This is a genomic window from Paenibacillus endophyticus, from assembly GCF_014192395.1.
In the GTDB taxonomy this organism is placed as follows: Bacteria; Bacillota; Bacilli; order Paenibacillales; family Paenibacillaceae; genus Pristimantibacillus; species Pristimantibacillus endophyticus.
Genome location: NZ_JACHXW010000001.1, coordinates 1 through 13,773 on the forward strand (window position 1 = coordinate 1; position 13,773 = coordinate 13,773).

The 13,773-nt window shown below is 50.8% G+C and carries 8 protein-coding genes and 1 pseudogene; 7 read left to right on the plus strand and 2 right to left on the minus strand.

The window, feature by feature from the left end; all coding sequences use genetic code 11:
• A pseudogene (locus tag FHS16_RS00005) lies at window positions 1–1,006 on the plus strand (IS3 family transposase); the annotation flags it as partial.
• Window positions 1,007–1,047: 41 nt separating this feature from the next.
• Here FHS16_RS00005 and FHS16_RS00010 read toward each other — a convergent pair.
• Together FHS16_RS00010 and FHS16_RS00015 are read right to left on the minus strand one after the other, a co-directional pair.
• Window positions 1,048–2,889: a hypothetical protein gene (locus FHS16_RS00010; protein WP_183557128.1), complete on the minus strand. Its 1,842-nt coding sequence runs from the start codon at window positions 2,887–2,889 to the stop codon at window positions 1,048–1,050.
• 1 nt (window position 2,890) lies between these two features.
• A complete protein-coding gene (locus FHS16_RS00015) occupies window positions 2,891–3,277 on the minus strand; it encodes a DUF4280 domain-containing protein (RefSeq protein ID WP_183557130.1) in 387 nt (128 codons plus the stop codon).
• Window positions 3,278–3,468: 191 nt separating this feature from the next.
• Between FHS16_RS00015 and FHS16_RS00020 the strand changes: the two genes are divergently transcribed.
• The 6 genes from FHS16_RS00020 (at window position 3,469) to pheT (ending at window position 13,722) form a co-directional block, all read left to right on the plus strand.
• Window positions 3,469–6,234: an adenylate/guanylate cyclase domain-containing protein gene (locus FHS16_RS00020; protein ID WP_183557131.1), complete on the plus strand. Its 2,766-nt coding sequence runs from the start codon at window positions 3,469–3,471 to the stop codon at window positions 6,232–6,234.
• A gap of 26 nt (window positions 6,235–6,260) precedes the next feature.
• Window positions 6,261–6,758, plus strand: a complete 498-nt coding sequence (locus FHS16_RS00025) for a GNAT family N-acetyltransferase (protein ID WP_183557132.1) — start codon at window positions 6,261–6,263, stop codon at window positions 6,756–6,758.
• Between the two features lie 6 nt (window positions 6,759–6,764).
• Window positions 6,765–9,797, plus strand: a complete 3,033-nt coding sequence (locus tag FHS16_RS00030; protein ID WP_183557133.1) for an Npt1/Npt2 family nucleotide transporter — start codon at window positions 6,765–6,767, stop codon at window positions 9,795–9,797.
• Window positions 9,798–9,925: 128 nt separating this feature from the next.
• Window positions 9,926–10,054 carry a hypothetical protein gene (locus tag FHS16_RS32165; RefSeq protein WP_281378953.1) on the plus strand — a complete coding sequence of 43 codons (129 nt, stop codon included), beginning with the start codon at window positions 9,926–9,928 and terminating at the stop codon, window positions 10,052–10,054.
• A 167-nt stretch (window positions 10,055–10,221) separates the two neighbouring features.
• Window positions 10,222–11,256: a phenylalanine--tRNA ligase subunit alpha gene (gene pheS, locus FHS16_RS00035; protein WP_183557134.1), complete on the plus strand. Its 1,035-nt coding sequence runs from the start codon at window positions 10,222–10,224 to the stop codon at window positions 11,254–11,256.
• A 24-nt stretch (window positions 11,257–11,280) separates the two neighbouring features.
• Window positions 11,281–13,722 (plus strand): phenylalanine--tRNA ligase subunit beta, encoded by a 2,442-nt coding sequence (gene pheT, locus FHS16_RS00040; protein WP_183557135.1) that lies wholly within the window; start codon window positions 11,281–11,283, stop codon window positions 13,720–13,722.
• The last annotated feature ends 51 nt before the right edge of the window (window positions 13,723–13,773 follow it).

The window sequence follows — 13,773 nt, forward strand, 5'->3', positions numbered from 1 at the left end:
AGAGAACCAAAAGAAAAGAACCTGCCGAGGGCTCAGTTGAAGCTTTACAAGCTGAATTAGAACGTTTGCGCATGGAAAACGCCTATTTAAAAAAGTTGAATGCCTTAGTTCAAAACAAGGAAAAATCACCAAACAAGACAAAGCGCAAGTAGTCTATGAATTAAGGCTCAAATTCCCGGTGATTGAATTGCTAAAGCTCGCTGAAGTCCCACGTAGCACCTTTTATTACTGGGTGAAACAGTTTGGGAAGCCAGACCCAGACGAAGAACTGAAACTCCTTATTCAATCCATATATGAGGAACATCAGGGATGTTATGGATATCGTCGTATTCGTGATGAACTAGTTAATCGGGACCACCGAGTTAATCATAAAAAAGTGCAACCTATCATGAAAGAATTAGATTTGAAATCTGTGGTACGTATGAAGAAATATCGTTCCTACAGAGGAACAGTAGGTAAAACTGCGCCTAACGTGCTGGATCGTAATTTTCAAGCAGATAGGCCAAATGAGAAGTGGGTTACCGATATTACGGAATTTAAGTTGTTTGGTGAAAAGCTGTATGTATCACCTGTTCTGGACTTGTTTAACGGCGAGATTATCACCTACACAATAGGGACTCGCCCTACCTATTCCTTAGTCTCTGAGATGCTAAATAAGGCCTTTAAACGCTTATCTGGCGAGGATGAACTCCTCCTGCATTCGGATCAAGGTTGGCACTATCAGATGAAGCAGTATCAACATGCTTTGAAGAAACAAGGAATTACCCAAAGCATGTCGCGCAAAGGGAATTGTTACGATAACTCGGTAATGGAAAACTTTTTTGGCATTATGAAGTCGGAGTTTCTTTATCTTAATGAGTTTGAAAGTGTAGATCACTTTAAGCAAGAACTAGAACGATACATTGATTACTACAATCACAAACGTATCAAGTCAAAATTAAAAGGCATGAGCCCGGTACAGTACCGAGCTCATGCCCAACAGGTTGAACAAAAAATATTTGTCTAACTTTAAGGGGTCACTTCATAATCGTTCTCAGCCTGCCTTTTTTATTCGGATCCCGTTAGGATGGATGACATTTCAAGCCGCACAGGCTTGTTCTTGTTCATTAAAAAAGTAAGCAGCGTAGTGCCTGATTTGAAAATAAGGTTTGTCCGTCCATTTTCCAGCTGCTCCTTGGCTGATACGGTCTTGGCTGCCAGCAAGCGGCTGTAAGTTTGCTCCATGATGACCGGATTCCATGTCGTAAGCCTCTGGACATAAAAAGCTTCAGGATTGTCCACATCAACTTCAAGAACAAAGGATAGCTGCATCGCGCTAAAGGTTAGGGTTTGAGGTAAAATTACCTCTTCGCCTATTTCTCCTTCAATAGGTGGTACACTATCTGATGCAGGAGCGTCCGTCATCGTGGCGATATCTGCAATCGTGACAGATTCGTTAGAAGCGGATAACGTCTGAACCTCATTGTTCGGAGTCGGCGATGAAGAAGGTACAGCACTCGCCTCTGGCGTTGCGGATGGCTGAATGGCTCCTTGATCCGTTGCGGTTGGCGTTGCAGATGGCTGGATAGCTCCTTGATCCGTTGCGGTTGGAGCAGCAGACGGCAACGGCGAGATCACCGATCCGTTCGCATCGCTGGCATCGTCCGGCAAAGTACCTTCTATAACGGTTCCATCTTCGAGCGGCTCCTCCTCTAGCGGAAGAACTGGCGCATCAGGCGCGCCTAACGTTTCTTGCAGCTTCACGAGCGAGAGGCTTATAAAGCCTTCTGCATACAGGTTGCCTTGCCGGAAAAAACCTTTGTACAGCGGTGCGCCGTCCGCGTCGAAGAGCGTACCTACGCCTTCGTATTTGCCATTTACGAACTTGCCGTCATAAACAACGCCTCCGGCGGCATTGAACGCTTGTCCGCTGCCATTCTGCACGCCATTCGCAAAAGAACCTACATAAACGGTTGAACCGGTTTCATTAAACAGACTGCCGGCACCATGGTAGCTGCCGAGCAGGAAAGCGCCGTCGTATTTCACGAAACCGGAAGGGAAATATTCCTTGGCGGGTCCTGAGAGCTTTCCGGCAAGAAAGTTTCCTTCGTACAGTAATACGCCATTGCCGTCAAATTGTTTGCCGGCTCCCTCGTAGATGCCATTGTTGAACTGGCCCTCGTAAAGCAATTTATCTTTGCCGCTATAAAGCTTGCCGTCCCCGCTAAATACGCCTTTCAAAAAAGCGCCTGAATAGATCATGCTGCCATCGGCGGCAAAGGCGGTACCGGCGCCTTCATAGGCTCCTGCTAGAAATAGTCCCTCGTACTTAGGCTGCCCATCGGGATAAAACAGTGTTCCTGCTCCGCTGTATTGGTCAGCTGCGAACGCTCCGCGGTATAATAGAATGCCTTCAGCGGTATAGAGCTCGCCAGCTCCTTCCATCATTCCTTTAGCAAAGTCTCCTTGATAACGGAGCTTGCCATCTGGAAAAAACAGCTTGCCGTTTCCGGTATATTGCCCATTCTCAAGCTGTCCTTTGAACAGCAGATTGCCATCGGCGTCCATGATGGAAGCTGGCCCCGTGAAGCCTTTGTCGGCTGCGGCGCTCGCTTCGAGCTGCGGCGTGCGCCCGAACCATTTGTTTATAAACGCCGGCGGACTAATAAAGCCAAAATAAACGATGAAAAGCGTAATAATCAATATGAGTGCTATGAGCTTCTTCGCAATGAAGTAACTGCCAACCCGCAAATAATTGTTAAGCGAGCGCAGCGGTCCGAATATGGCGGTAACCAGCCATCTGCGTATGACGGCAAGCGCACGCTTCGGTAGCGTCTTGGCGCGTTTGAGAGGGGCGATAATCTTCCGTTTAATCGGCTTTATAATGGGATTTAAAATTTGCTCAATCATATCATGGCACCTGTATCGTCATCTGTCCGGGATTGACGAACTGAATGACGCCTCCCCAGTTACACATGCATTTCGAAGTTTGATTGAGTGCGGGCATGTTCGCGACCAGCACGGTCGGGGAGCCCGGAGCCCATGGAGCGGCAGTGACTGGAATGCAAGGTTGGGGCGTGAGTGCTCCGAGTGCTGCAGCCGTAGCGGCTGCCACCATCGGGTTGGCCATTGAGTTGCATACGCCAAAAGGCATGATATTAACCATTGGCTTGTTATCCATGATGTTCGCGATCGGCATAGCCGTCAGAACACGGTTGGCAGGCAGCACGTTTAACGTTCCTGGAGCTGCTCCGAAGGAGCATTGCATCGTAGCTCCGCCGCATACAAGTTGTCCCATAAATTTCCTTTCCGTGAGTGGGCATTCAATAGCTGGCCCCTCCTATGTTCTACTATTTTAATAGTACTATAAGCCAATAGGACCATCAACAAAAACCTACTAAAATAGCTAACATTCGATGAATTATAACAAGTATACTGATGCGAAATGGCTAAACTTGTAGTACTATGGAAATAGTAGAATTTTGCAAGATGAAAGCGATGGTGCGCATGCGAAGGTCCACGTTGGGAATAGCTCTGCTGTTACTTATGGCAATCGGTCTCGGCTTTTGGCTGTATCCGAATGCCGATCACTTCCAAACTCCCCCGTATACAACAGAAAAACCACTTACTTATTTATCGAAAGTAGCTGCCGGACCAGAAGGGAGCACCATTGTTATTGGCGATTCCCGTCAAGAAATTGTAAGGATGAGCAGCGAGGGCTCTATTGAAGAGCTGGTAAGGCAGGACTCCAGTGATGGAAGCAGGCATGATTTTACGGAAATTGCGGTTGCTGCCGATGGCACTATTTATGTCCTGGATACGATATTGGATGGCTACGGTCTCTATGTCCAAGAGGAAAGAATCGTTAGCTATACGCCTGGCGATACGAAGGGAAAGCTTCTTTATACCTATAAGGGAAGCGGAACGAACAAGCGTGTCGGCCTGATCAAAGGACTTCAGGTTGCCGGCGACAGTATTTATTTCTACATAAATGAAAGCACAAGCGTCACTTTGAATCGATTGTCCGCAGCTGGAGGCAAGCCTGAGCAAACGCTGGCGTTCGAGTTGCCGGCAGATCGCTATCTGTCGGAGATTGTCGGCTATGAAGCGGGGCAAATCTATTATTCTACGAAGCGCGGGGCCATATTTAATGTGAAGGCGGACGGCGTTAGTGAAATGTCATACCCGCTTGAGGGAATGGACCGCACGCGCAAAAACTTTCCCGAAGGACTGCTGCTCGGAGAGAATGGGCGACTCTATTTCATTGACCGTTTCGTAAATGCAGTTTCAAGCATGAATGCGTCGGATTCCAGTGATTTAATTACGGTCATCGACGAAGCTGGCTTAAGTGCTTTGGCACCAAGCGCAGAAAGCCTCGACATCATGGATTTAACGCTTGATGCTGCGGGACGCATGGAGCTCATACTGGGCGACAGCAAAGTTACGATTAGCGAGGATAAGAGTCCGGCTCAGGTACTAATGAAGCTAACCTATGATCGAAGCACGATAGTGAAGGGCTGGGTGACGTGGCTGGGCGCCGCGGCGCTGCTCATCATCTTGATTTTTCTGATCAGGCTGCTCTACGTGTACGTGCTGAATCGCAGAATTTCTTTGTTTTTCAAACAGGTTTTCGCTATCGTACCTATCCTGATTGTCGCAATGATCCTATTATCGAATTTTATTTACAACAGCTTCTCCAGCAAAATGGAGGACGAGATGCAGAAGCAGCTTTCGCTGCTTGCGCGGAACGGACAAAATATAATTAACGGCGACCAGTTAAACCGTTTGACATCGCCCAATGACTATATGAGCAAGGACTATCAAACGATTCGAAGCAAGATGAATTTCTTGTTCGAAAGCGAGGATCCTGCCAACCGCAAAGGTCTGTACAGCACGCTTTACAGATATGAGAACGGTGAAATCTTCATTATCATGGACGATGATGACGGCGTAAACATGTATAAGCCGTTTCCTGTAAACGAGCTGAACCGGCTTGTCGTAGAGAACGGCGAGGTTGTGACGGATCGCTGGGAGGACGCGACAGGAAAGTGGCTCTATGCGATCGGGCCGATCTATGATTCCACGAACAAGATCGTAGGTGTCTATGAAACAGGCCGCGATGTCAACGTCTTATATCAATCCAATCAAACCATTTATAAGAGCATTATGCGCAATATTGGACTGATTAGCGTGGCGTTGATCGTGCTGGTACTCGCGGTTACCTATTACTTGTTGTCGTCGCTTCGTAAGCTTCGCAAAAGTGTGATGGAGATGGCAAGCGGAAATTGGGATGTAAGGGTGAATATTCGCTCGCAGGATGAGGTCGGTGATCTTGGCGAGCAATTCAACAGAATGGCCGTCCATATCCGGACTTACATTAAGGATATTACATCCTTTAGCGAGGCGTCGCACCGGTTCGTACCGCAGCAGATTTTCAAATACCTGGGTAAAAAGGGCATCACGGATATCCATCTTGGCGATCAGGTACAGCAGAATATGACCGTTATGGTGGCGAACATCCGCTCATTCCACCAGCTGTCCAAGCAGCTGTCTCCTAAAGAAAATTTTGATTTCATGAATGCGTTCCTCAAGCGTTTCAGCCCATTCGTGCGGACGGAGGAAGGCCTCATTAGCAAGTATCTGGGAGCAGGCTTCATGGCGCTTTTCCCAGCCCGCAATGAGGACGCCCTGCGTGCGGCGGTATCCATTCGCAGAGAACTTGTGTCTTATAACGAGAGCTTGAAGGCTTCAGGCTACGCTCCCGTCGATCTTGGCATGGCGATTCATAAGGGACCGCTGATGCTCGGCATCGTGGGCGAGGAGCAGCGCATGGAGGGCAACGTGATTTCGGATGATGTTAACATTACGGCAACGCTGGAGCGGATGTCGGATACGATGGGCGCATCGATTCTCGTAACGCGCACTTTCTTCGATCAGCTGCGCGCGCCTGAGCGCTTCCGTTTCCGTCAGCTTGGGCGGGTTCGGATCGAGGGCAAGGATGAGCCGATTGAGCTGATCGATGTGTACGAGGGCGATTCAGATATGGAGCGGGGCTTGAAGGACCGGACGAAAACGATGTTCGAGAAGGGCATTATGCTTTGCCAGGAGGGCCGTTTCTTCGACGCAAGGGAAACCTTTATCGAGGTTATCAAAATCAACCGTTTCGACAAAGCTGCAAAGTTGTATTTCTACCTTTGCGATGAATATTACCAGAAAGGCTCGACAGAGGGCTGGAATGGAACGCTGGCTGTTTAGTGCCAACATACAAGGGAGGCGGGCATATGCTTGTGGGACAAATTCGATTAAATCGCTTATCTACGGCAGAAGAAGCCGAGAAAATCGTTCATTTTTTATTATCGGATCATTCCTTTGACGATACACGCTATACGCCAGGCGAGTTGGTCCATTTCCATGAGCTTCCTTACCGAGCTTTAAAAGAAGAAATCTATTTCTGGTATGCAGAGGACGAGGACGGCAATATTATCGGAATTAATTGTGTCGCGGAAAACGAGCAAAAAACAGGCGGCTATAGCTGGGATTATATGGTCGTCCATCATGATTACCGCAAGGTAGGCGTCGCAGCCATGCTGATGGAGCAAATGTATGACTTTTTGAAAGCGAAGCAAGCCAGATATTTGGTCACTTATACATGCGATTTGCCGGAGTATAACCGGATTCGTCAGGTTTTTGAGAAAAGTGGATTTACACTAGTCGGCAGATGCCCGGATTATTACTACGAAGGGGAAGACCGGTTAATCTATCATCGAAAGCTGGTTTAAAGGGAAATGAACATAGAAAGAATATTGCGTGCAATCGGCGCCCGTCCTGAAGATCAGCGTAAGCTGCTTATGATGGCGCCTGTTTTTTTTATTTGCGGCATATCGGAGATGCTCAATTACAACGGGTTTATGACACTTTTCAATCAACGGTTCGGTAGCGAATACTTGCCCTATGTCTACGCAGCGGAAGCGGTTATTTTGCCGCTAGAGGCGTGGCTGCTGTCCTGGCTGGCGGCAAAGCTGCCCAAACCAAAGCTGATGCGGGTATTGTATGGCATTTTGCTCGGCATTGTGCTGTTTAACGCCACAGTACTGTTAGTGCTGCAAGGCTTTGGGCTGGAGGCAAGAGCCTACTACCCGATTCTGTTCATCGCTTCGAGCTTCGTTGTGCGGCAGCAGACGCTGCTGCTATGGAGCCTTGCTGTAGACTTATGCTCCACGCAGCAGGCGAAGCGGCTGATGCCAGTGTTCGTGGGTTCCGCCACGCTTGGCGGAGTAGCAGCTGGCTTGCTCGCTCAGCTCATTAGCTTAGCTTTCGGGCCTGAAGTCGTGTATGCAGCGGGAGGGCTGCTGCTGCTTGCGGCTATGCCTAATTACCGCAAAGTTATCAATCGTTATTTGGTTCCTCTATCTATTAAAATGGAGGCTAACGCGCAGGAAGAGGAGCCTGTCACAACTACCGCCGTGTTCAAGCACGCGCTCAGGTCTCCTTTTCTGCTGACTGTCATCCTGCTGATGACGCTCATGCCGGCGCTGTATTTCCTCATGGAATACGAGTTTCTGAATGTAACCAAGCTGTCTTTCCCGAGCGAGCAGGCCTTTAGCCGCTTCTTCGGAATGATTACGATGGTATTGTTCGTGCTTGCGTTCCTGCTGCAAATCGTATCCGGAAAACTGATGGCGCGGCTTGGCGCGAGCCAGATGCTCACGGCCATTTCCGGCGTATATGTGCTCTCCTTTGCAGCTGCTTTGTTTTTCGTAGGCGGCACGGCGGCTTTGCCGATTATATCGGTCGGCTACATGCTGCTGTATTTGCTTTTGTATTACTCTGCAGAGCCGTCGTACCAGCTGTTCTACAAGACGCTTCCGCTTGCGCAGCGCGACAGCTACCGTTATGCAGCCCAAGGCATTGCGGCATCAGCCGGGATCATGATCGGGGCGGGGCTTCAGTTTCTGCATTCGGGCTTCGGCTTATCCTGGACGGTGCTATCCTTTGTCGGATTTGCGGGAGCAGTACTGCTTTTCGTGCTGGCGTGGTTCGGCAGAAGGTTTTATATGCGCGAGCTTGTGAGCAGCGTGCAAACGATCGGCGAGCAGGATTTGGCCGAGCAATTCGATGAATTCGGCCGGAACGATGCAGCGATTGCCGAGGTTAAAAAGATGCTAAAGCTGCCGGCTGACTCAGCGAAAGAGATCGCGTTGCAGATTTTGGCAAGGCTGCAAAACCCGAATGACGTTCCCGAATTGCTGGAGCTTATCGACAATCCGAATCCGCGTATTAGGGTCGCTGCGGTAAGGGCTATGAATTTGGAGAGTGCCGACCTGCATGCAATGGTCAAGGTTGCGGCATTTCTCGAGGATCCAGACGATGAGATGCGCGCGGAAGGCGTCAGGCAAATCGGCAGAATGAAGCATATGGAGCATCAGGCGTTTTTCTTCCTGCGTCAAAAGCTGCTCGATCACCATCCGAGCGTCGTCGCGGAAGCCGTCAAAGCGATGTATTCCTTTAATAATGCCCCAAGCCTTGAAGCCTGCGCGGAGGTGATTGACCGGATTTTGGATGAAGGCGGAGAATCGTCTGTTTATATTTGCCGTGTCATTGCGGAGCTGGAGCTTCGAAACTTCATTCCTAAGGTCGAACGGCTGGCTGAAGAGGCGCATCCTGCAGCAAGGGTAGCGGCAATTGATTGTCTTGGACGGCTGCAGGTCGTCACGATTATTCCCATGCTGCTCGAAAAGCTGCCGCTTATGGACCAGGAAATGCTGAGAACGGCGACGCAGAGCTTTATCGCCATGGGGAATGGCGCGGTTCGGCCGCTGCTCGACAGCTTGCCGGACTCCCCGCCGAAGCACTGGAATTCAGCGATGTCTGCTCTCTCTATGCTGCTGCCGGACGATCAGGTTCGTACGGTGCTTACCGATGAGGCGCTAAAGCGGCTTAGCCAGCTGGAAGCGGCCTTAGGTTATTCCGCTTCGCTTCAGCGACTCGGTCAATCCGAGCTTGCGGAACTTGCACTGCGGCGCTGGCGCGAGGTTCGCACCTTTATTATTGAAGGGGTATGGGCTGTATTGACGAAGCTTGCGGACGAACAGGTCGTCGATGCGATCAGGCGTGCCGCAGCCGATGAGGATGAAGAAATCCGCAGCAATGCGTGGGAAGTATTGGCGGAAGGAATGGGCGAACGGCGACTTTCCCAGTACCTGCTCACCGTCCTTGAACGCGGGGAAGAAGGCATAGCCGTCGATTCGGATTCCGATGCAATCACGCAATTGGAGAATGCAAAGCAAGGCAATGATGATTGGTGGCGGGAGATTGCCGCTGCGGCTTTAGTAGAGGAGGAAACACAAGTGGGAAGCGAACAGCAGATGATGAGCCGCTTGAATAAGGTTATCTTTCTTCGGCAGGTTCCTTATTTCGCTGATCTGTCGCTGGAGGAGCTTGGCTTGATCGCTAATATTGCGGAGGAGCATATTTGCCTGGACGGAGAGAACCTGCTGGAGCGAGGGGAGCCGAATCCGGCCATGTACGTCATCGTTGACGGCAATATTGAGCTAACGAGCATCTCGGCAGCCGGCTGGGAAGGAACGATCGGCGTACTGGGCACTGGAGACGTTTGCGGCGTAACATCTGCGCTCGACAATACGGCTTCGACCGTAACGGCGCAGTCCTTGCTCGGCGACGTCAAGATGCTGAAGCTTCTCGGCGAAAACGTTTCTAGGCTCATACGGCTGTATCCGGAGATCGGAATTGGCTTGCTTCGCGCATCGTTTGCCCGCATCAGGCTGCTTGAAGAAATGATGATGCGAATTGATTCTTAGCAGGAAAGCATGCTTTCCGGTTGCAAGCATTCGTCAGATTGCATATAATATAGATTATTGTTTCATATTCGCAGCAAAGCAATGATGGAGAAGAGTAAGCAGTACTTTCGTACAGGGAGAAGACGCCGTTGATTGAGAGCGTCTTTACGGAAACAGGCTGCCGAAGATTCACTCCGGAGCAGACGCCTGAAACGCCGCAAGCGGCTTGCCGCACGGCGCGAGTAGGGAGTGTCCGGTTCCCGCCGTTATGGGGCTAAGGGATAACAATCCGCTTTAGCAGTCAAGCGTTGACCGAATGAGGTTAATGGCGATGGCGCGAGCGTTGTCCGAATTAGGGTGGTACCACGGTTCTTTCGTCCCTTCAGGGAGAGAGGGCCTTTTTTTGTGTCAAGAAATAGGGATGAAGACATGGAGGCGAAGAATAATGAAGGAAAGATTGGATGGATTGCGCGTCGAAGCGCTTCAGGAGCTTCAGCAAGTGAACACTCCGCAGCAGCTTAACGATTTGCGCGTAAAGTATTTGGGCAAAAAAGGCGCTTTGACTGAAATATTGCGGGGGATGGGCGGACTGAGCGCCGAAGAGCGCCCGGTTATCGGCCAGGTAGCGAATGATGTTCGCGCTGCGATCGAAACGGTTATTGACGAGAAGCAGGAAGCGTTCCAGCAAGCCGAAACCAATAATCGCTTGTTGGCGGAAACCCTTGATGTTACCCTTCCCGGCAAGCAGCTGCCGACAGGCTCCGTGCATCCACTCAATAAAGTGGCGCAGGAGATTGAGGATGTATTTATCGGCCTAGGGTACACGATAGCCGAAGGACCAGAGGTTGAAGAGGATTATTATAATTTCGAAGCGTTAAACCTGCCCAAGAACCACCCGGCTCGCGATATGCAGGATTCCTTCTACGTGACCGACGACATTCTGATGCGTACGCATACATCACCGGTACAGGTTCGCACGATGAAGGCGATGAACGGCCAGACGCCGGTTAAGGTTATTTGCCCAGGCAAGGTATACCGCCGCGATGACGACGACGCGACGCATTCATTCCAGTTCAACCAAATCGAAGGACTCGTCATCGGCAAAAACATCCGGATGAGCGATTTGAAGGGTACGCTGCTGCAATTCGTGCAGCAAATGTTTGGCTCGCAAGCGCAAATCAGGCTTCGTCCAAGCTTCTTTCCGTTCACGGAGCCTAGCGCCGAGGTTGATGTTACCTGCGTGCAATGCGGCGGCAAAGGCTGCCGGATGTGCAAGCAAACGGGCTGGCTTGAAATTCTTGGCTGCGGCATGGTTCACCCGCGAGTGCTTGAGATGGGCGGCTATGATCCAGAAGAGGTTAGCGGCTTTGCGTTCGGTATGGGCGTTGAGCGTATCGCGCTATTGAAATACGGCATTGACGATATTCGTCATTTCTATACGAACGACCTGCGGTTCTTAAGTCAATTCGCAAGAATGTAGCAATGAGAGAAAGGATGATAACAAATGAATGTATCCTATAATTGGTTAAACGAATATATCGACCTGTCCGGCTTCACAGGGCAGGAGCTGGCGGAGAAGATGACGCGCGGCGGCATCGAAATCGACGTTGTCGAATCCCGCAATAAAGGCGTGAACGGCGTCGTTGTCGGCTATGTGAAATCGAAGGAAAAGCACCCGGATGCCGATAAATTGAACGTATGCAAGGTGGATGTGGGTACAGGCGAGGAGCTGCAGATCGTATGCGGCGCCAAAAACGTTGATGCAGGCCAGCTCGTTCCTGTTGCCGTTATCGGCGCGGTACTGCCAGGCGATTTCAAGATCAAGCGCGCTAAGCTGCGCGGCGTAGAGTCGCAAGGCATGATCTGCTCGGCAAAGGAGCTCGGATTGAATGAGAAGCTTCTGCCGAAGGAGCAGCAGGAAGGCATTCTCGTCCTGCCGGAATCGGCCAAAATCGGAACGCCTATTGGCGATGTGCTTGGCATTAACGATGAGGTGCTTGAGCTTGATTTGACGCCTAATCGCTCAGACTGCCTTAGCATGCTGGGTGTAGCCTATGAGATCGGCGCATTGACCGGTCGCGAGGTTCGCCTTCCGAATGCCAATATTAATCATACGACAGTACGTACGGACAGCTTGGTATCGGTGAGCATCAGCGCGCCAGAGCAATGCTCGCACTATTCCACACGTTACATTAAAGGCGTAAAGATTGCGGCATCGCCGCTATGGCTGCAGAACCGTCTGATGGCTGCAGGCGTTCGCCCTATCAATAACGTCGTGGATGTGACCAACTTCGTGATGCTGGAATATGGCCAGCCGCTGCATGCATTCGATGCGGATCGTTTGCCAGGCGGTCGTATTGATGTCCGGCTTGCGAAATCGGGGGAAACCTTGGTAACGTTGGATGATCAGGAGCGCAAGCTTGAGCCTCATATGCTCGTTATTACTGACGGAGCACAGCCGATTGCCCTGGCAGGCGTGATGGGCGGAGCTAGCACGGAGGTAACGGGCGAGACGGTTAATATATTGCTGGAATCGGCGAAATTCGATGGCGGTACGGTACGCAAAACATCCCGTCAGCTCGGCCTTCGTTCGGAATCAAGCATCCGCTTCGAGAAAGAGGTTGACCCTGCGCGCGTTATTCCGGCGCTGGATCGTGCCGCTGCACTTATTGCCGAGCTCGCGCAAGGCTTAGTCACGGAAGGAATCGTAGAGGCTGCGTCAGCGGAAGCGAAGCCGGCCAAAGTAGCGGTATCGCTGGACAAAATCAATGGCTACCTTGGAACGGAACTATCCCGTCTAGAGGTACAAACGATATTCGGGCGTTTGCACTTTGAGTATGAGCTGTCTGACAGCAATGTGTTTACCGTGAACGTGCCATCGCGCAGAGGCGATATTACACGTGCGGTTGATCTCATCGAGGAAGTCGCTCGTCTCCACGGCTATGATGAAATTCCGACAACATTGATTCACGGTGACGTGGTACCTGGTTCTTTGACGAAGCCGCAGACGATCCGCCGCGAGCTGCGCAAGCGTCTATCGGATGCGGGAATGCATGAAGTGGTCAGCTATTCCTTCACGGGTCCTGAGCGTACAAAGCTTTTCCCGGCACTTGCTGATCAAGCTAAGCCCGTTAAGCTCGCAATGCCAATGAGCGAAGACCGAAGCGTACTGCGTACGACGCTGATTGCACAGCTGCTGGAAACAGCCGCTTATAATCGCAATCGCAAAAATGAATCCGCTTTGTTGTTTGAAATCGGCAGCGTATTCCATACCGATGAAGCTCAGCTTACGCGTTTGCCGCAGGAGAAGCACCGTTTTGCAGCGCTGCTTACAGGCAATCGCTCGGACGCGCAGTGGAACGCGAAGGCTGCTCAGGTAGATTTCTATGATGCAAAAGGCATCCTTGAGACGGTATTTGCAGTGCTTGGCTTAACGGCAAGCGTATCTTATGAGGCGGCGCAGCCGGAGCATTTCCACCCTGGCAGAACGGCAGCCGTCATTCTTCATACGCCGAAAGGCAACGAGGTTATCGGCTATGTGGGTCAATTGCATCCTGCCCTTCAACTGGAAGCTGATCTCGCGGACACCTACGTGCTTGAAATCGGACTTGATCTTGTTTACGATCTAGCAGATTCCGCGATTGCTTATAAGGTGCTTCCTCGTTATCCGTCTATGCAGCGTGATATTGCAGTCGTGGTGGATCATGAGGTAGCCGCTGCCAAGCTGACAGGCGTCGCATGGGATATTGCCGGCGAATTGCTGGAGTCGGTTCGCATCTTTGACGTCTTCACGGGAGAGAAGCTTGGCGCGGGCAAAAAGAGTGTAGCGCTGTCCCTCGTGTACCGTCATGGTGAGCGCACGCTGACCGATGAAGAGGTAACAGAGTTGCACGGCAAGGTCGTTTTACAATTAGAACAATCTTTTGCTGCTGAATTGCGCAAGTAGGCAGGAAACCTTTAAAGCCGCATCGAAATAGTTCCTAGTGAGCTAATGATG

Coding starts and splice junctions, on each gene's coding strand:
- FHS16_RS00010 (WP_183557128.1), bottom strand. CDS start 2,889: ATGATTGAGCAAATTTTAAATCCCATTATAAAGCCGATTAAACGGAAG.
- FHS16_RS00030 (WP_183557133.1), top strand. CDS start 6,765: ATGAACATAGAAAGAATATTGCGTGCAATCGGCGCCCGTCCTGAAGAT.
- FHS16_RS00015 (WP_183557130.1), bottom strand. CDS start 3,277: ATGGGACAACTTGTATGCGGCGGAGCTACGATGCAATGCTCCTTCGGA.
- pheS (WP_183557134.1), top strand. CDS start 10,222: ATGAAGGAAAGATTGGATGGATTGCGCGTCGAAGCGCTTCAGGAGCTT.
- FHS16_RS00025 (WP_183557132.1), top strand. CDS start 6,261: ATGCTTGTGGGACAAATTCGATTAAATCGCTTATCTACGGCAGAAGAA.
- FHS16_RS00020 (WP_183557131.1), top strand. CDS start 3,469: ATGAAAGCGATGGTGCGCATGCGAAGGTCCACGTTGGGAATAGCTCTG.
- pheT (WP_183557135.1), top strand. CDS start 11,281: ATGAATGTATCCTATAATTGGTTAAACGAATATATCGACCTGTCCGGC.